Origin of the sequence: Synechococcus sp. CS-1328 (assembly GCF_025128095.1) — a bacterium.
Taxonomy (GTDB): domain Bacteria; phylum Cyanobacteriota; class Cyanobacteriia; order PCC-6307; family Cyanobiaceae; genus CBW1002.
The window spans coordinates 1-18,396 of record NZ_JAHLYT010000056.1 but is presented as its reverse complement, the minus strand read 5'-3'; the positions used below and the strand labels follow the sequence as shown (position 1 = coordinate 18,396).

Sequence of the window (18,396 nt, the reverse complement as noted above, 5' to 3'; positions counted from 1 at the left end):
TCTCAGCCGTGCCCCACCGTTCCTGCTGCTGATCCGACCCCCTGTCGTCAGGACCCTTCAGGGCGGTTCCGTACCGACCCGGATTCCCTCAAGGCCTTCGGCGTGCGGATCCCTCCGGCGACCTTGAAGGTGATCGAGGCCCAGGGCGTCGCTCCCCGGACGTCGTCGCGGGAGCTGCTGACCGAAGGACTCCGGGGGCGGGGGCTGATCTGACGGCAGGCTCAGGCCCGGGCCACGTTCCGCAGGGCCTCGGCGGTCTCGCCAGTGCTCCCAGGCAGGGGTTCGAGGAGTGGGGGCCCGGGGCGGGGGTTGTCATCGTCGTCGTCAAGCATCGCGGTCAGTTCGTCGATGCCCAGGAGACTCGCCACGGTGTTGCTTGATTGCTCCAGCATCTTGCAGGCGGCCGCGGAGAGGCTGCCCAGGGAGGCCGGCGGCACGGCGGCACCGCTCTCCTGCAGTTGCTTCACGCTGCGAACGCAGAGCTGCAGCATCAGGCTGGCGGCATTGGTCAGGGCCTCGGCGTTCCGCACTTGCTGATCCCGGTAGGCAGTCAGCGCGTCGCGGTAGGTGGCTACATCCCCCTGGACGGCCTCCAGCAGGCAGTCACTGACCTTCCGCCCACGCTGGCGGTCGTAGGCCGCGGCCCGTTCCTTCCAGTCCCAGGCGACGGCAAGGCGACGGACCAAGGCCTCAGAGCAACCGCAGACCCCAGCCGTGGCCACGTTCGTACGGCTGGGCCCCAGATGCAGATAGCTGAGGAATCGCTCGAAGTCGCGGGCGTGCTCCCCGTCGAGTTGCTCCCAGGGAGATGGCGGGGCTGTCACGGTGTCCTCAGGCGGTGTCCTCAGGCTTCCAGGGCGTCGCAGCGGATCGCAGCGGACCGGCAGGGAATCGAACCGGGCAGGCGATGAGAACAGTTCGGTCACTGGCGGGGAGGGGCACACCAGAGACCTCTCTGAAGGTGGATCAGGTGGGGGATGCTTGGCCAGCCGTTGTCGTGTGCCAGCCGGCAGCACCTAGAACCGGTAGAAGGGTCTTGATCGTGGCCAGGCCGGTTCCCGCCCAAGCAGCTCCAGAGCGTCGCTTCTCCGTCAGAAGCCGAAACCATCCGCCGCCTTGTCTGATCTCTCGGGAACCGGGCAGCAGGGCCATTCCGGTCCGCTCAGCCACCAAGAGAGCGGAACATCGAAGCTCTCCAGGAACCGGCGCCGGTGGGCAGCTCTTCGCTCAGCGATGGAGGGCCGGCCCTTCTTGTACTCGGGGAAGATCTGGCGGCGTAGGTCAGACACAGTGCAGAAGTCGTCTGACCTTGTCTTCCGTGGTGGCTCAGGTAAGGGCCGGAGGAAGGTCGCGCCAGGCGGTCTGAGGCAGATCACGGACAGCACCCGAGCGATCGCTCATGACCTTGACAGTGCCGTCATCGTTGAACCGAAGGAGACTGAAGCCGGCCACCCAGCCTCCCGAGCGATTCAGGACCTCGATCGCAACTGGAGAGCAGTTGCTGGGTGGGAGGGAACGAACCTGATCCATGGGGCCATTCGCAAGAGACGTCGAAGTATTCCGGGCTTGATCGGGAGGAAATCTCAGGGACGAAAGCATTGAGGGTGCGGTGTCATACGCATCTGGTTCCACGAAATAGGGGGAACCCCATCGATGGTGCGGCGTGGTAGAGGGTGTGAAAGGTCGGGATGGTATGCGCCAAATACCCCGGGGAGATGGCTTGTCTTTATAGAGCGACAATCGGCCAGGGGTATTTAGCGAGTACAGAATCAGGAACCTATGTGCAGGTTGGGAGCCACGCGGAAGGCTCGGAGCTGATTCCCCCGGCCCCCTTCGTAGCCGGTCTGCGCTTGTTTCCCGCCCACCTTCGCCAAGACGGCACCGATGGTGCGCATATTCACTGGCGGCACCACACCCCGTTGATCACAGCCCGGGATCAATTTCACCTTCTGAAAGTAGCCAGCCCGGGTGAGCCTTTGCCTCATCGGTTTGTCTGTGGTGCAAAGCGCTTCCCATGTCTCCATCACCTCCGGCGTGTTGGCTGTGTATGAAGTGCCCAGGGTGGCCAGACGATCAAGTCTCAAGCCCCGCGCCAGAGCAAGCTTTTCTGTCAGGTCGGCGAGGATTCTGTCGGTCGGCAAGCTTCCTTCCAGCTCATGGTCGACTCGCTCGTGGTGCTCCTCTAGAAGAGCCTCCCCCGTGACGAGTTGCCATATCTCTGGGATTGCCCCTGGTCCTGTTGGCTCCTCAGTGGTTGTAGGTCCTGATTTGGGGTTTGGCTCCCGTGCCATCTCCGTCTCGTCATCGACTTCGGCGATGTCATATCCCTCTTCGGACAGCATGCGCCGCAGAACAACCTCGCTGTTCAGAGCTTCAGAGACTTGTTGGGCCTCGAATCGAGAGATCAGCGAGTGGAGCCAATACGGCATTGTCCGGAGATCCTCTACAAAGCGGCCGGGGTCGGCTTGCATCGCGAGATCGCGGTAGTAGCGGTCCACTCCCTTAGGGCTGCTGATGCGATGCTGTGGGCAGGCCTGCGGTACGGAACGCCGAATGGCGAGGAAGCGCTGTGTCGCGAGACGGTCGCGGTTCAGGAGTTGGATCACGTCTGCGGGGCCCATCGCGTGATCCTGCAGACAGACGATGACCTTGAAATGCCCACCAGTCAGGGACACGCCCGAGACCAGCGCCTGAGTATGAACGAGTGCACGCCACCGAGGAGCCTGACCATCAGGATCCTGCATGAATACCAGCGCGTTCGGTTCGCCGGAGTTCTCTCCAGTGATGGTGAGGATCTTGTCTTTGGGAATGTGTTCAGAAAGAGCTTCGACGACCTCGGCAGCAAGCTTCGGGGTTGCCACGGCCACTCGCACAGGAATCCCATCTGCTGCGGCCCGTAATGCTTTCCCTATGGCGGTTTTGTGGGTGACTAACCGAACTGACTTCTGCCTGGTGAACGAGGTTGAGAGCAGTCGAACAGGACGCCCCGTGGCGTGTTCCAGGAAGTCCAGAGTCATATCGCTTAGCCCCGCATCAAGGGCGACGGTAAGGACATTCTCATGAGCCAGTAGTGCGAGCAGGAGATCAAGCGTCTTGCGGCGGTTCTCTACGAGAGGCTCTGTCCCGCCGATGAGCAACGAGACCAGCACCTGATCAGCTTCGTCAAGTAGAAGCAGTGCGCGAGCGCCGTCCTTGAGCTTGCGATGCAGGTCTTCCAGTCCCCCAGGCCTGAGGCCAGACTCTAGGCAGAAAGATGCTCCTGGTTTCGTTGAGCCGGCGCGTAGCACTTTATTGCCGCGGATCAGAGGAACGCCGAACTGGCTGCCATATTTTCCAGCCAATGAGGCCCGGTAGGTGGGGCATATCGTGAGGATTGGATCTTCTGGATTGGCGTCGATTAGAGCATCACGTGCGGCCAGCACAGATTCAGTCTTTGCCGTGCCAGTGGCACCGGCGATCGCCAGTGTGTGGTTCCCATCCCAGGCAGCGGCGCTCATATTGGAGAGACCTAAGCCGTCGAGAACATGAACCACGTTGAACTCTGTTGAGGAGATCAGCCAGGGCTCTCTGGTGAGGCGTCGAGGTGCATCTCCATCAGGTACCAATTCTGCGACAGTGAGCATCGCCAGTGCCGTCGCTGAATCAGGTGCAGCTTGCAGGTAAGCCTCTATTCGGGTACGTAGCTCATTGGGCAAGAGCTCAAGGTCTTCTGTCGCGAGCCTGCGCAGCTCTGTGAGCATCTTGAGTACGTCATCGGTGCCCTTCTGGTCGCCTTCCCAGAGTGCAAGTCTGGCGTCGGCTCCACTGGCATTTAAAGCCCGGACCATTCGCTTACCGGCGCGGACTTCGGGGCGCTTCTCACCGGGCCGGTCGAACTGAACGATGATCTGTCGCCCACCCTTCGCGAACTTGCGGAGGATGGATTGGAGCCTGCCCCCACTCCCAGCTTGAAATCCTCCATCGATGCCTCCCAGTGCGATCGCGACACCTCCAGCGCTGAGACGAGCGAGAGCCTTCTTCACGCCCTCTTCCAGATAGATCCCGATCTTCGGGTCTGCAAGGACGTGCCTCCAGAATTGATCTGGCGTGTACCCCAGTTTGGTGAAGGTCCCAGGGAAGATTCGGGCCGCGACGGACAAGGGCACCGGTGCTAGATAAATCCGGTCGGCGTCCGATTGGTAGGAACTGTCATAACGAGGTCCAGTAGGTCGTCGCATCGTCGAGAAGGTCGCCTCCTGTTTGATGACGCCGTGCACCACCTTGACGCCGTAGAACCCGATTCCGTTGGTCGATGCGATTTGACGGGCTTGCCTGGTCCAGTCGTTTATGCGGCGCATCTCAGCGGCTTGGCCATGCAAGGAGTTCTCTGCAGCCTTACGCTCAAGACGTGCCCAGGCCTGTTCCTGCTCTGGGGCAACCCCTACCCGAATGCTTGCCATAGCCAGATTGGGATCAATGCCATAGGTGGCGAGCTCGGCTACCGCTTCGATGAATGCGGCCGTTTGAGTCGGCGTCTGTGGTGGGGGGACGGAATAGGGAAATCCGAACAATGCACTCAGCTGCAAGGGGGAGGGGGGAGAGAGGTGCCCCCTGTGTGGGGCCAGAAGTCGAACCGCTGGGCCGGCTGACTCGTCCCCGGCTCTTTCGTGACTGAGCTTCTGGGGCTCATGTCAATGGTGGCGGCGACGGAGCACTAGGTCCCGTCGCCGCCTATCGGAGCGTGACGGCCTACCTGTCTTTACGGCCGTTACGGCGCTTGCACCCAGGGAAAGAGGAGGCCTTGGCAGCACGGCGCTTGATGCGTTCCTGGCGCCTGCGGTGTTCCCGCATCGTCTGGCCTACAAACCTGCCGCCTGACAAGGCATCGCGAAGGCTTACAGGTGCCCACCACCCTCCAAATTCTTGAGCGGACAGGAAGCGGTGTTCGGCATTCGATGTCATGGTGGTCTGCTGTCAGTACTCCGACAGCCTAGACCCCAATGCGCATGCTGACAGAAATGCCTCCTGTGGAACGCCTTCCTCTCTGCTCGTGGACTCGTTAGGGTGCGAAGCATGACGAAAGCTCTTGCCACGGCGATCCTGTCGCCGCAGTTCCTGATCCCCGGCGCCCCCGCCGATGGGCACACCCGGCGTGAGCTGGGCAGGCAGCACATGAGTGCAGTCATGATCTACTGGCTGGCTCGAAATCAATGGAGCCATCCAGCCACCGAGGCCCTCGCGACCTGGGCGCTAAACGAGACGGGAGTACTTCACACCTCCCAGATCTCACACATCCGAAATGGCAAGATGCGGATGATGGGCGTTAAGACTCTGGATGCTTTTGGAGCCATCAACTTGGCTGTTTGGGCCTACCAGAATCGTCGTGACTTGTTCCAGAAGCTCGGAACGGCGCCTGTTACTTCCAAGATTGAGGGCCTGATTAAGGACGCTTTCGTGATCGAAGATCCCCGAAGTGGCCTGCCCTTGGATCAGGGAGGATGGATGTTGCTTTACCTGGGATACATTGCTATCACTGGGGTTGTGGGGGGTGCCAGAGGTGACCAGAGCATGGAAATCGCTGTCAGTCGTTTCCCTCAGTACGCGTCACGACTGATCTCCAGGTCAGGGAAGGATTTCATTGAGGTCAAGGCCATCGCAGAGAAGGTCTTTCCTGCAAGGGAGCGCGCGTCGAAGCTTATTGCAGTGGCGGCTGGACTTGATCAATACGAGCCTGAAGAGCTTTCTCTGGATGCAGAAGGTATCTGCAAGGTCTTCGGCCTCATCGATGGGATGGCCAGAACCCCGCGCGGCTTGATTGATGAGCTCACGGGCGCGCCCGGTGACCCCCTGGCGGTGCTGCCCTCCAAGTCGGAACAGCAGCTCCACGCTTGTCACGATCTGCGCTTGACCGACTAGGGTGTAAGGACTCTGATAGGACCCCTGCTTGTGGTGGACTCCGCTCGCCCTGTTGCTTCCTGCTCTAGGGCTCGCTCATGGTTTGGGACCGGGGATGCGGCTGGCCAGCTTGGTATGAGCCCGACGACCCTTCGCGATCGTTCCAAGACGGCCCCGCACTGGGTCAGGGGCAAGCATTTTCGCTGCATCACTGTTGGCACTCGGGACAGGATGCAGTTCCATGTTGAGAACATCACTCGGTTGCTGGACACTCATGGGTGGTGAGCCGCTGGTACGGATCATCCATGCCGGGAAGCCAGCTCCTGTAGGTGCGGATGTGGCAGTCCAGGGTGTGCCCTGCAAAGAGTGCCCCGTCCGTATCGGAGATCTCGAAGGCCTGGTGCATCCTTCGGACCCATGAGTGACGAAATCCATAAGCTCCTTCCCCATGTGTGAGGACCCCTCGGGATTTCCGTTGGAGTGCCACCTGGATGATGCTGCCGGCTTGTCGTCGGTTCTGTACCCCTAGGGCCTCTGGCAGTCCGTGAATTCGCCACAACTGGAAAAGATCGATCTCCTCGACCCACTCACTTCTGAAAGGGGGGACAGATCTCGGGGGATTTGTTCCGCGAGCTGACTTCTTCCCTTGATTGACCCAGACCATCTTCCGGTACCTTTCGCAGGGCTCCGCGACGGTGACCTCCCATGGGCGCAGGCCGTAAATGGCAAGAAGGCCGACCACGACTCTCCACTCCGGCTCAAGCTCCGCATGAAGCATCCGGAGGATCCTTTGGTCGTCGTAGTAGTCGAGTCCGCGGCTTCGTTCGATCTTCTTACCTGCGTTTGCCGCTCGATCAAGCACCGGATCCCAGGGCTTGCTGAGCTCCTGAGCAAGTTGACGCAGGAAGGGCACGATTTGCCTCCTTGTCTGGCCTAAGGGGGCTAGGGGTTGAAGTGCCTCCCTAATTGTGGTTGTTGCCCATGGTGCGCCAGAGGGGTGTTCGTACATCCGGCGCAGCACAGGGAAGTACCTGGAGCGGACGGTTGCCTCAGAGGCTCCCTCGTCGAGCTTCTGTGCCAAGACGAACCTTGCAACTTCCGCAAAGCCGTCCAGATTCGTTGCAGCCTGCTCGGTCTCCAGCTGTCGAAGGTGGGCTTCCCAAGCAGGCCGGCTGAGGGCGCCCCTCCGTCTTAGTGCTTGCAGGCCATGAACCAGGTCACGGACCTCTTCGTAGCGGGCCGACTCTTCAGGGACCCCCAAGCGAAGCCGAAGCCCGTCCACCCGGAGGTAGAGGGACCCTCGGTCACTGAAGAGGGATCCTTGGCCGCGGCCTACCAGACGATCCTTCTTCAGCAGCTCACGCAGGCCCTCGGCGTCCATGGTTCAAGACTTTGATCCCCCTCAGTCTGTCGGACAACACTCGGACAAATCCGTGTCAAACCGGGCGCGAGGAGGCTCGCTCGTGTGGACGCTTCAGTCTGCCCAATACGCCCAGACCCCAATGGTGGAGCGCTTTCTTGAACTGAAGCAGGAAGCCGGCTAACGGATTTGAACCGATGACCTTCGCTTTACAAAAGCGCTGCTCTACCGCTGAGCTAAGCCGGCAAGGGCCGGGCCCTCAGGCCCCGCGCCGACTTTATCGCTCCCCCAGCGCCCACAGGAGCAGTTGGGTGCGGTTGCGGCAACCGGTCTTGGCCAGCAGATTGGAGATGTGGCTTTCGACGGTGCGCGGGCTCACCACCAGCACAGCGGCGATGCCCTTGTTGCTGAAGCCACAGCGCAGCTGCTGCAGCACCCGCTGTTCCGCTGGGGTGAGCGGCGACAGGGGGAAAGGAGCGGTGTTGGTGCAGAGAGCCATCGATCCGGGTCGAGCTGTCTGCAGGATTCCCCAATACGGACAGGCTCAGCTTTCTGGCGACTCAGCAATCCGCTGGCTCACCCTTCCGCCGGCTCGGCGACGGCGGCCAGGGGGATGGCACGGGCCCGCTTGATCGGCAGGTTGGCCACCAGGGCGGTGACCCGGTCCTCGGTTTCGAGGCTCACATCACCTCCCTCCACATCGATCTCCACGTAGCGGGAGACCACCTCAAGGATCTCGCTCCGCATTTTCTCGAGCAGCTCGGGGTTGAGGTCGCTGCGGTCGTGGGCAAGCACCAGCTGCAGCCGCTGTTTGGCCAGGGTGGCGCTGGCGGGCTGACGACCCAGCAGTCGGTTGATGAAATCGCGCAGGGTCATCGGTTCAGAAAATCCGGGTCTGCATGAATCGACCGAGCTTGGCCCGCAGGCCCTGCCCCTCCTTGGCCGGATCGATCAGGGGGACGGTCTCGCCCCGCAGGCGCCGGGCGATGTTGTGATAAGCCTTCGCGGCTGGTGAGCCGTTGCCGTTCAGGGTGAGCGGTTCGCCGCGGTTGGTGGAGACGATCACCTGCTCGTCCTCCAGAACCAGGCCCAGCAGTGGCAGCGCCAGGATGTCGGTGACATCGCTCACCGCCAGCATCTCCTGGTTGAGCATCATCTTGGGCCGCACCCGGTTGAGCACCAGCTGGATCGGCTCAATCCCCTGGGTGTTGAGCAGCCCGATCACCCGGTCGGCATCCCGCACGGCGGACACCTCCGGGGTTGTGACCACAATCGCCTCGCGGGCCGCCGCTGCGGCATTGCGGAAGCCGTCTTCGATGCCGGCGGGGCAGTCGATCAGCACGATGTCGAAGCGCTCGGCCAGCAGGGCGACGATCCGCTGCATATCCTCCGGCGTCAGCCACTCCAGCATCCGCGGGTTGCCCGCCGGCAGCAGAGCCAGGTTGGGTTCCTGCTTGTGCTTCACCAGCGCCTGCTCCAGGCGGCAGGTCTCGGCGAGCACCTCCTGGGCGGTGTAGACGATCCGGTTCTCGAGCCCCAGCAGGAGATCGAGGTTTCGCAGACCGAAATCTGCGTCGAGCACAGCGGTGCGGGAACCCTGGCGGGCCAGGGCGATGCCCAGGTTGGCGGTGAGGGTGGTCTTGCCCACTCCGCCTTTTCCAGAGCAGATCAGAATGATGCGCGTCGGGGCGGCGGTCACGGCACTGGCTGGCGTTGCAGCAGGTTAAGGCCACCCCCAGGCGCTGGCGGTGCTGGCTGATGCGGGCCGCCGGACCCGGACCCCGATAGAACAGGGTTTCTTCCCTCCCCCTTGCCCGGGATAGACGCGTGGCCGAATCGACAGCCGCATCGCCGCCGGTGCCGATCCGCAGCCATCAGCACCTGATCGTGATGCCGGACGACGGAGCCGATGCGGTGGTGGCGCTGATCGACCAGGCCCGGTCGGAGCTGCGTCTCAAGCAGTTCAAGCTCCAGTCCGAAGCGGTGGAGCAGGCCCTGTTGCGGGCTCAGCAGCGCGGCGTGCAGGTGCGGGTGATGCTCAACCCCCACACCTCCGGCGGCGACCGCTGGAATGACGAGACCTACTCCCGACTGCAGGGCTGGGGGATTGCCGTGGCCTGGACCAGCGAGGCCTTTCCGGTGACCCATGAGAAGTCGCTGGTGGTGGATCACGACTGTGCGCTGATCGCCACCTTCAACCTGTCGGATAAATATTTCACCCAGACCCGCGACTACGGCGTGGTCACCTACGCGGCCCCGGTGATCGAGCAGGTGATCGCTGGTTTCGAGGCCGACTGGAACCGCACCTTCTTCCAGCCCGATCTCGCCGTGGGCCTGGTGTGGAGCAGCATGCACAGCCGAGGCCAGATGGCCCGCATCGTTGACGCGGCCCGTCACACCCTCTGGATCCAGCACCCCAAGTTCGTGGATGCGGTGATCCTTGAGCGCATCCTCTCGGCGCGGGAGCGGGGTGTGAAGGTGCGGGTGCTGTGCGGTGGTAAGCACGGCATCAGTGATTGGGACATCTACGACACCTTCTCCTCCCTTCGGGTGATGCGCCGCTTCGGGGTGAAGGTGCGCCGGCAGAAGCACCTCAAATTGCATGCCAAGTTGATCCTGGTGGATGGGGCCTTTGCCCAGACCGGCTCGATGAACATCGACCGCAGCGCCTTCGATCTGCGGCGCGAACTCGGCATCGAGAGTGATGCCCCTGCGGTGGTGCAGCGCCTCAAGGCCACCTTCGAGGCCGACTGGGACCAGGCCTGCAAATACGACGCTCCCGACCCGCTGGATCCGAGCCTGCATGAGGAGGGTGAGCTGCCGCCCGATCCCCACTTCGTGCACGACTGATGGGTGCCCCTCCTGAGGGCGTGGTCCTCCCTGATCGGGATCCTGTTGACGAGGATCTCGCCCTGGCCCCGCCCCCCGGGCTGGGGGCCCTGTTCAGCGGCATGCTCCAGGTCGCCCTCTCCTCCTTCGGCGGTGGCCTGTCGGCCTGGAGCCAGCGGATCGTGGTGGAACAGCGCCGCTGGATGAGCAATGAGGCCTTCATCACCGGGCTCACGGTGGCCCGTCTGTTTCCTGGGCCGAATCAGATCAACATGGCCATCTACATCGGCACCAGGTTTCGCGGCCTGCCCGGCGCTCTGGTGGCCCTGGCCGGCATGCTGCTGGTGCCCTTCACTCTGCTGATGCTGGTGGGGCTGGCCTACTTCCAGCTGCATGGGCTGCCGGCGGTGGATCGGGTGCTTGCCGGAGTGGTGGCCGCCGCCGCTGGCATGGCCCTGTCGATGGGGTTCAAGATTCTCCACACCTATCTGAGCGACCGCATGGCCCTGCTGCTGGCGGCCGTCACCTTCCTGGCCCTGACCCTGGCTCATGTGCGCCTCGTGCCGGTGGTACTGGTGCTCGGTCCACTCGCAATGGCGTGGTACTGGCCCCGCCCAGGCACAACCCCATCGGGTCCTCCCTGATGGTGCCTCTGATCTGGCTGTCCCCATCGACCCGGCTTCTGGCCGAGGCCCAGGCCTGCAGCCCCCTGCCCCTCTCGGATCTGGCCAACCTGCTGCGCGTGATCGGGGAGTTCCTGTCGTTGTCGCTGTTTTCCCTGGGGGGCGGCAACACATTGCTGGCCGAATACCACCATCTCAGCGTCGACCAGTTCTGCTGGCTCAGCAATGCCCAGTTCGCCGATCTCTACGCCCTGGCCGAGGCGGCGCCCGGACCCAGCTCGATGATCGTGGGCCTGCTTGGCCTGGGGGCGGCCCAGCGTGAGGGGCCCTTCTGGGCGTTGCTTTCGGCCTACGGAGCCGAATGCGCCATCCTGCTGCCCTCCACCCTGCTGATGGTGGTGGCCTGCCTCAGCTGGCAGCGCTTCCGCGATTCCCCCTGGCGGGTGTCCTTTGAGCGGGGCCTGGGGCCGATCACCCTCGGCATCCTGTTCGCGGTGGGCCTGAAAATCCTCCATACCGCCGATACCAACCCCCCCGGGGTGGTGGTGTCGCTGGTGGTGTGTGCGCTGATGCTGCGCACGCGGATCTCGCCCCTCTGGTTCATGGCGGTGGCAGGGGTGCTGGGCGGCTTCGGGGTGATCAACCGCTGATCCGCTCGGCTGCGCTCAGGCCCCCCCGTGGCCTGGGCAGCTGAGGTCCGGCGGGATCGATCCGGATCGTTCCGTCCATCAACCGGGCTTCCTCCGCCAGGCCCGGCGGTGGCGGCTCCGCAGGGCCCCGGGCCACGGCCGCGGCGATGCGCAATTGCAGGGGGCGCAACTGCAGCGCCACGATCCTGGCCTGGTCATCACCCTGGCAGCCGGCATGGGCCACGCCCCGCAGCCGGCCCCAGACCAGCACGTCGCCAGCCGCGCTGATCCGGGCCCCCGGGTTCACGTCCCCCAGCAGCAGCACCGAGCCGGGGGCCTGCAGATGATCTCCGGAGCGCAGGGTGCCCCGATGGATCAGGAATTCGAGCTCCTGGCCGGTTGTGGAAGCCGCTGCTGAGGCAGGGCTCTCGCCGGGATGGGCTCCGAGCTCGGCGTTCCGCGGTGGCGGTGGCCAGCCGCTCTCGACGCCAAGGGCGGCCGCAGCCACCAGGGTGTCGTCGCTGCGGCTGACGACCCGCAGCAGGCCATGCCCGGCCGTGTCCAGCAGTTCCTGGATGGCCCGCAGCTGCGGCAAGGTGAGGCGGAGATCGAGGGCCTCCAGTTCCACCCAGCCCGGTGGGGGTGAGGCCCCGAGGGCGTAGCGCACCTCCTCGACTCCGCTGGCCCCATCGGCCGTGGCGGTCAGCACCAGCCGGTGGGGCTGGCCCGGAGCCGCCGCCAGGAACACCGCTGCCATCCGTTCCGGATTCGATTGGGGCGAAGGCTAGGTGTGCAGTTCCGCCAGGCGCTGCTGCAAGGGCTCGCGCACCTCCGCAGGATGGATCAGCCAGGCCTGCTCCACCGGGTGGATCAGGCTCCGCACCAGGGGCGAACGGGTTTCGAGCGCCTCCAGCCGTTCGCCATCCCAGAGCCGCAGCCCGCCTTTGTAGGGGTGATAGCCCCGGTTCTGGCTCTGCTGCAGCCCGCAGCAGCGCTCCGCCACCAGCTGCTGGCGCCGGGCCATTCCCTGCACCTCGGCCAGCAGCTCCAGCCGCTGGGTGCTGGCCAGATCGCTCACGTCGGTGGCCTTGAGCAGGCGCCGATCCAGCAGACGGGCACAGGGCTCCCTGAGTTCCTCGGGCCCTTCCTCCCGCCAGCGCAGCAGGTGGTAGCCGCTGCGCAGGTCGTCGTTGGCCAGGTAGGTCTCCAGGTCCAGCTCGTCGCTGTGCCACAGCCAGCGGCCCATCACCGTGTCGCTGAACACCTGCCCTGGACCCAGCCGCCGCGCCACGGCGATCACCTGGCTGAGCAGCCAGTTGCACACCACGTTGAGACGGTGGTTGTAGACGCTGCGATACATAAGCTGGCGCACCACCAGGTAGTGCTCGACCGCCATCAGTCCCTTGGGGTGAAGGGCGAGGCTGCCGTCGGGCGCGAGTGTCAGGGCCGCCAGGATGCGTTCGAGATCGAGCTGGCCGTAGCGGGTGCCGGCGCTGTAGCTGTCCCGCACCAGATAGTCGAGGCGGTCGCAATCGAGCTGGCTGCTCACCAGGGCCCCGATCGCCTGGCGGGGATAGCGGCCGTGCTCCAGCAGATCCGCCACCGCATCGGCGGTGCCGACGCCTTCCGCATCGAGGCGCTGCCGCAGATCCGGGTGATCCCGCACCAGCCGCGCAGACCAGCGCTCGTGGCGCAGCCCGAACATGTCCTCGCCGGTGTGGCTCAAGGGGGCGTGGCCCAGGTCGTGGAGCAGGGCCGCGGCAAACAGCACGGCCTTGTGCTCCTCAAGGGAGGGGTCTTGACGGATCAGCCGCTGCAGGGCGAGGCGGGCCAGATGCAGCACGCCGAGGGAGTGGGTGAAGCGGCTCGATTCGGCACCGTGAAAGGTGAGGAACGCCGGTCCAAGCTGGCGGATCCGACGCAGCCGCTGGAACGGTGCGGTGTCGATCAGGTCGATCGCCAGGGCTTCGGCTGGATCCTCCCGATCGAGCTGGATGGCGCCATGCAGGGGATCGTGATAGGTGCGCTGGCCCATCACTGGGCGTGGGTCGGGGCTTGTGCCTGCTCGATCTGGTGGGTCAGCAGTCGCTGGGCCTCCGCCAACCAAGTGTCGTCCTCCCCGCCCGGATCGAGTGGTTCCGGCGCCGCCAGCTCCAGATCAGGCCGAATGCCCTGGTTCTGGATGTCGCGACCATCCGGGGTGAGGTAGCGGGCCACCGTCACCGCCAGGCCGCTGCCGTCTCCCAGGGGAATCAGGGTCTGGATCAGGCCCTTGCCGAAGGTGCGACTGCCCACCAGCCGGCTGCGCTCCTGGTCCTGCAGGGCGCCCGCCAGGATCTCGCTGGCGCTGGCCGTGCCGCCATTCACCAGGGTGAGCATCGGGCCGTCATAGAGCACGCCGAGATGGGCCTGCTGGCGATCGCCGATGCCGCCACGGTCTTCTGTCTCCACGATCACCGACCCGTTGAGCAGGTCGTCGGCCACGGCGAGCCCGGCGCTCACCAGTCCGCCGGAGTTGTTGCGCAGATCGAGGATCAGGCCTTCGATGTCCTTGCCGGTCAGGTCGGCGATCGCCTGCTGCACCAGTTCCGGCACCGGTTCACTGAACTGGGTGATGCGCAGGTAGCCAAGGGTGAGATTGTCCTGGCGCAGCCGTTTGCTGCGCACCGGCCGCAGGTCCACCTGGCGCCGTTCCAGTTCCACCTCCCGCTCCTGACCCTGCGGGTCCCGCAGCTGTACCAGAACGGTGCTGCCGGAGGCGCCTCGCAGCCGTGTTGCGGTCAGATCGAGTCCCAGTCCAGCGGTGTCGCTGCCGTCCACGGCCAGCACCTCCGTACCGCTGGCGATGTGGGCATCGGCGGCCGGAGAGCCGTCCAGCGGGGCGATCACGACGATCTGCTCGTCGGCGGCACGCAGGCCAAGCTGCAGACCCACGCCGGTCACGGTGCCCTGCTGGGTGGCGGATTGCAGGGTGCTGAATTCGGTGGGCCGGAGCAGGCGGGTGTAGGGGTCGTCGAGTGGGGTCAGCATCGTTTCGATCGCCGCGTAAGCGTCCGCTGAGCTGCTGATTGGCTGCTCCAGGGCCTTCTGCCGCAGCCGTTGCCAGTGAATCGGCACGAAGCGGCCTGGATCCACGTAGCTCTGGTTCACCAGCCGCCAGGCTTCCACCACCAGTTGCTGGGCGTCGTTCAGGGCCAGCGCCGCCGGGGCATTCCAGGGGGCCAGCAGCAGGCTCAGCAACAGGGTGAGCCCGAGTCCCCGTCCCAGCCGGCGCTGCCAGGGTTCACTGGCCCACCCCAGCCAGGGCCTGCGGCTTGGCTGGCTCTGCGATGGGATTCGGTTCGGCGGGGGGGGCTGCCGTTGCGCGCTCACGGAGGGTTTCGGGCGGTCGGTAGACTCTCGCAACCCAAGCCGCCCGCTGCATGGCGAATTCCTCTCCTGCCGCAAAGTCGTCACCTGTATACGACTGGTTCCAGGAGCGCCTGGAAATTCAGGCGATCGCCGACGACATCTCCGCCAAGTACGTGCCGCCGCACGTCAACATTTTTTATTGCCTTGGCGGCATCACCCTGGTCTGCTTCCTGATCCAGTTCGCCACTGGGTTTGCGATGACCTTCTATTACAAGCCCACGGTCGCTGAGGCCTACTCCTCGGTGCAGTACCTGATGACCGATGTCAGCTTCGGTTGGCTGATCCGTTCGGTGCACCGCTGGAGCGCCTCGATGATGGTGCTGATGCTGATCCTTCACGTGTTCCGCGTCTACCTCACCGGTGGCTTCAAGCGCCCCCGTGAGCTCACCTGGATCACCGGCGTCACCATGGCCGTGATCACCGTGTCTTTCGGTGTCACCGGCTACTCGCTCCCCTGGGATCAGGTGGGCTACTGGGCCGTGAAGATCGTCAGTGGCGTTCCGGCAGCTGTGCCCGTGGTGGGCGACTTCATGGTCGAACTGCTGCGTGGTGGCGAAAGCGTTGGCCAGGCCACCCTGACCCGCTTCTACAGCCTGCATACCTTTGTGATGCCCTGGCTGCTGGCGGTGTTCATGCTCATGCACTTCCTGATGATCCGCAAGCAGGGCATTTCCGGTCCCTTGTGATTCCAGGCAGCCCAGGTCCGATGCGACCTGGGCCCTGTTTTGCGAAGTATTGCAATCCACCCGTTGTTGCCTGGACTGGCCACACCTTCGGACTTGCGCCCTTCCTAGCTTTCGTCTCCAGGTTCCTGCCGGCTTTCCGGCTCTCCCTCCACGGCCTTCGTCATGCACATCCTCAAGAAGCCTGACCTCACCGATCCCAAGCTGAGGGCCAAGCTGGCCAAGGGCATGGGCCATAACTATTACGGCGAGCCCGCCTGGCCCAACGATCTCCTCTACATCTTTCCGGTGGTTATCCTGGGCACGATCGCCTGTGTTGTAGGGCTGGCCGTGCTGGATCCCGCCATGCTGGCGGATAAGGCGGATCCCTTTGCCACTCCTCTGGAAATTCTGCCGGAGTGGTACCTGTATCCGGTTTTCCAGATTCTGAGAGTGGTACCCAACAAGTTGCTGGGCATCGCCCTGCAGACGATGGTTCCGCTGGGGTTGATGTTGATTCCCTTTATTGAGAGCTTCAACAAGTTCCAGAATCCTTTCCGTCGCCCAGTCGCCATGGCTGCCTTCCTGTTTGGCACAGCCTTCACGATTTATCTCGGCATCGGAGCCGCTCTGCCGATCGACAAATCCCTGACTCTCGGTCTGTTCTGAATCAGCTGATTCAAAGACCTTATTTCTGTTGACACTTCAACCCCGGCCGACGCCGGGGTTTTTTGATGCAGTGATGTTGTTTCATGCAGTGATCCTGATTCATCCAGCGTTGTTTGTCAGGCTGGGTTGCGTCGACCTGACTTCAGTGGGTCTCGATATCAATCAGACTCACCTGGCTGGGATTGACCCGCAGCATGTGGTGCAGCAGTAGGAAGCCCACGATCGTCCAGGTCTGGTAGGTGCGAGCCTGCTGCCCCACCCAGGTGCCTGTGGGACCGTCGAAGTACTCGGCCCACTGCTGGCGCGGCAGCTGGTTGAGCTGGGCCCAGTAGCACTCCTCCATCATCGCCCGCATCTGGCCCATCAACAGCACGTCCGCCTCGGGATGGCGCTGCTCATGCAACAGCACAGCACCGGCGAGATACCAGAGCAGGCTTGGCCAGTGCCCACCGTTGTGGTAGCTCCACGGCCAGTTCTTCGGGTCTGATCCGGTTTTATTCATCCATTCGTCACCCTCCATGGGGGGATGGCAGATGCGCATCGGCATCTGCGCCATCAGGTGGTCGCGGTTGTGCAGCACCAACCGGAACAGAGCACGTTGTTGCGGCGCCGTGATCACGCCGAACAGGCAGGCGAGGGAGTTGCCGAGGCTGTAGAAGCGGAAGTCCGGCCGACCGGTGCGCATATTGCCGATCAGGTAGCCGCCCCGGTTCTCGAGCCAGTCCTGCAGCCAGGGGGGGATCACCTGAGGCTGCACATTGAACTCGTTTTCGTGCTGGTGGTCGCCGTACTGCTCGGTCGGCCGTCGACGAAGAACCTGCACCGTTTTGCTAGTCACCCAGTAGTGCTTGAGCAGGAAGGATCGCAGATCATGCATCCACTCCTGGGTGAGCTCGATCCGCTGATGCAGCAGGCGGCTCATGCGGTCACGCTGGGCCAGTTCCATCAGGTGGCAGCAACTGCGCAGGCAGCCGTAGAGGAGCACCTCCACCTCCAGCGGATTGCCCCAGACATCCATCGGACGATCAATCATGAACGCACAGTCCGGCACGAACAGCACCGGCGTGCCCTCAAAGGTGGGATGCAGCACCAGATCCAGCAGCAGCTGCACGCCGCGCTGCACCTGTTGGCTGGCGCCGAATTCCATGTCGCGGCTGCGCTTCACATAGAGCCAGCAGAGGATGGGCCACCACAGGCTGGCGTCGACTGAAGTGATCCGTCCGATCGATCGCTGGCCGTAGTCGGCCAGCACGACCCCGTCCTGCTCCACAAAGCTGGTGGGGAAAACACCGCGGGTCTTGATGTCGTTGCTCTGCAGTTCCAGCGAGACGGAGAGGAAGTTGCGCACCACCTCATAACGGCCCTGCAGCAGCAGATAAATCATCACCGGCACGTTGTCCCGCAGGAACACCTCGCCGTAATTGGCCTCTCCGGAGCGGCCGGGATGGTCGAGCGCGGCGACCGATCCCACCAGTTCGCCTTTGACCCGCACCAGGGTGCGCTCGAAGTGCTCCTGGGCGCGGATCACCACGGCGTCTTCCTTGGAGCTGGGCCGAACCCGTTGGTGCTCTTGGCTGAAAGGTCGGGCCACGGGCCTCCATCGGAGCTTGGGCCAACGCTAGAAACGTTGTGCCCGCCCTGAACCACGGATCGAACAATTCAGGGATGCAGGGGGGGGATGCAGGTTGCCCGAGAGTGGCTGCAGAGCCTTGAATGTGCACAGCTTCTTTCGGGCAGCACTGCCAGGTCCAAGAAGGAAGGTCTCAGGTCCAAGAAGGAGCCACAGGGCCCGGGCTGGATCCGTAGCTTGCGCTTTGGTCCAGGGCTGGATCAGGCGCTTGGGCTTGGGTTGTGTCTGCCTGCAACTGCAGCTGTGTTGGCGTGAAGCAGCGTTTCAGTCGTCCCTGACCCGCTTGCATCTGAGTCTGAGCGGAGCAGTGCCCGGCCTGACGCCCTGATGTGGGTGCTCAGGGGTCCGGGTTTTGCCCCCCGTGCCATCCCTGCCTACTCCCTTGCCTGGCTCCTGACTGAGTCACCTCTTGAGCCTGGCTCGTCGCTGCTCCTGCCCCTTCTATGGAGCTGCTTCGGCCCGTGCTGGCACGGTTGAGCTGGGGCCTTCAGAGGCCGGGACTGGCCAGGCAGGCAGAGGAAGACCTGCGCCATTCGAGGGAAGCTTGCGCGATCGGAGCGAGATGGGTTATGGTTTTGGACTGCGCAGCACACCGGGAGCGAGAGCACCGGCGGAAGCGCAGAGTCTTCGGTGCTGAGAGGCACTGAGGGCGAGTGCCGTTTGCCTGCAAGGGTAAAGGGTGCGTGCTTACGACGAAGGAGGCGCGAGC

16 protein-coding genes and 1 tRNA gene are annotated in these 18,396 nt (G+C 63.8%); 6 read left to right on the top strand and 11 right to left on the bottom strand.

All coding sequences use genetic code 11. The features are described 5' to 3' along the window. Positions 1-221: 221 nt before the first annotated feature. Both KQ310_RS10415 and KQ310_RS10410 read right to left on the bottom strand, forming a co-directional pair. Positions 222-824, bottom strand: coding sequence for a hypothetical protein (locus tag KQ310_RS10415; protein ID WP_259721684.1), 603 nt, complete (start codon positions 822-824; stop codon positions 222-224). 945 nt (positions 825-1,769) lie between these two features. Next, on the bottom strand, positions 1,770-4,550 hold the full coding sequence (locus tag KQ310_RS10410; protein WP_259721683.1) for a DUF3854 domain-containing protein: 2,781 nt from the start codon (positions 4,548-4,550) through the stop codon (positions 1,770-1,772). A 502-nt stretch (positions 4,551-5,052) separates the two neighbouring features. Here KQ310_RS10410 and KQ310_RS10405 point away from each other — a divergent pair. After that, positions 5,053-5,895 (top strand): hypothetical protein, encoded by an 843-nt coding sequence (locus KQ310_RS10405; RefSeq protein ID WP_259721682.1) that lies wholly within the window; start codon positions 5,053-5,055, stop codon positions 5,893-5,895. 232 nt (positions 5,896-6,127) lie between these two features. On the opposite strand, the gene KQ310_RS10400 is transcribed toward KQ310_RS10405, so the two are convergent. From KQ310_RS10400 to minD, 5 genes are all read right to left on the bottom strand, one after another. After that, positions 6,128-7,255 carry a hypothetical protein gene (locus KQ310_RS10400; RefSeq protein WP_259721681.1) on the bottom strand — a complete coding sequence of 376 codons (1,128 nt, stop codon included), beginning with the start codon at positions 7,253-7,255 and terminating at the stop codon, positions 6,128-6,130. Between the two features lie 153 nt (positions 7,256-7,408). Further along, positions 7,409-7,480, bottom strand: a tRNA-Thr gene (locus tag KQ310_RS10395). A 31-nt stretch (positions 7,481-7,511) separates the two neighbouring features. Further along, complete coding sequence (locus tag KQ310_RS10390) at positions 7,512-7,733, bottom strand: response regulator transcription factor (protein ID WP_259721680.1); 222 nt, start codon at positions 7,731-7,733, stop codon at positions 7,512-7,514. 77 nt (positions 7,734-7,810) lie between these two features. After that, positions 7,811-8,110 (bottom strand): cell division topological specificity factor MinE, encoded by a 300-nt coding sequence (minE, locus tag KQ310_RS10385; protein WP_259721679.1) that lies wholly within the window; start codon positions 8,108-8,110, stop codon positions 7,811-7,813. Between the two features lie 4 nt (positions 8,111-8,114). Further along, a complete protein-coding gene (gene minD / locus KQ310_RS10380; protein ID WP_259721678.1) occupies positions 8,115-8,933 on the bottom strand; it encodes a septum site-determining protein MinD in 819 nt (272 codons plus the stop codon). 128 nt (positions 8,934-9,061) lie between these two features. On the opposite strand from minD, the gene KQ310_RS10375 reads away from it, so the two are divergent. From KQ310_RS10375 to KQ310_RS10365, 3 genes are read left to right on the top strand one after another with little or no spacing between them, the layout of a single operon-like run. After that, the gene (locus KQ310_RS10375; RefSeq protein ID WP_259721677.1) at positions 9,062-10,084 is read left to right on the top strand and encodes a phospholipase D-like domain-containing protein; all 1,023 of its coding nucleotides are present in this window, start codon (positions 9,062-9,064) and stop codon (positions 10,082-10,084) included. Then, entirely contained in the window at positions 10,084-10,707 is a 624-nt protein-coding gene (locus tag KQ310_RS10370; protein WP_259721676.1) for a chromate transporter, read from the top strand. The genes KQ310_RS10375 and KQ310_RS10370 overlap by 1 nt, the downstream gene beginning before the upstream one ends. After that, positions 10,707-11,336, top strand: a complete 630-nt coding sequence (locus tag KQ310_RS10365; RefSeq protein WP_259721675.1) for a chromate transporter — start codon at positions 10,707-10,709, stop codon at positions 11,334-11,336. Before KQ310_RS10370 ends, KQ310_RS10365 begins: the two co-directional genes overlap by 1 nt. On the opposite strand, the gene KQ310_RS10360 is transcribed toward KQ310_RS10365, so the two are convergent. Genes KQ310_RS10360 through ctpZ form a run of 3 tightly spaced genes read right to left on the bottom strand, consistent with a single transcriptional unit; the run spans position 11,326 to position 14,615 of the window. Then, on the bottom strand, positions 11,326-12,072 hold the full coding sequence (locus KQ310_RS10360; RefSeq protein WP_259721674.1) for a septum site-determining protein MinC: 747 nt from the start codon (positions 12,070-12,072) through the stop codon (positions 11,326-11,328). The genes KQ310_RS10365 and KQ310_RS10360 overlap by 11 nt on opposite strands. 27 nt (positions 12,073-12,099) lie before the next feature. Then, complete coding sequence (locus KQ310_RS10355; protein ID WP_259721673.1) at positions 12,100-13,350, bottom strand: HD domain-containing protein; 1,251 nt, start codon at positions 13,348-13,350, stop codon at positions 12,100-12,102. After that, a complete protein-coding gene (gene ctpZ / locus KQ310_RS10350; RefSeq protein ID WP_399238135.1) occupies positions 13,350-14,615 on the bottom strand; it encodes a carboxyl-terminal processing protease CtpZ in 1,266 nt (421 codons plus the stop codon). Before ctpZ ends, KQ310_RS10355 begins: the two co-directional genes overlap by 1 nt. Before the next feature lie 122 nt (positions 14,616-14,737). Between ctpZ and petB the strand changes: the two genes are divergently transcribed. Both petB and petD read left to right on the top strand, forming a co-directional pair. Beyond that, positions 14,738-15,412, top strand: a complete 675-nt coding sequence (petB, locus tag KQ310_RS10345; protein ID WP_197158829.1) for a cytochrome b6 — start codon at positions 14,738-14,740, stop codon at positions 15,410-15,412. 162 nt (positions 15,413-15,574) lie between these two features. Then, on the top strand, positions 15,575-16,057 hold the full coding sequence (gene petD / locus KQ310_RS10340; protein ID WP_259721672.1) for a cytochrome b6-f complex subunit IV: 483 nt from the start codon (positions 15,575-15,577) through the stop codon (positions 16,055-16,057). Between the two features lie 142 nt (positions 16,058-16,199). On the opposite strand, the gene KQ310_RS10335 is transcribed toward petD, so the two are convergent. Beyond that, positions 16,200-17,648 carry a glycoside hydrolase 100 family protein gene (locus KQ310_RS10335; RefSeq protein WP_259721671.1) on the bottom strand — a complete coding sequence of 483 codons (1,449 nt, stop codon included), beginning with the start codon at positions 17,646-17,648 and terminating at the stop codon, positions 16,200-16,202. Positions 17,649-18,396 lie beyond the last annotated feature (748 nt).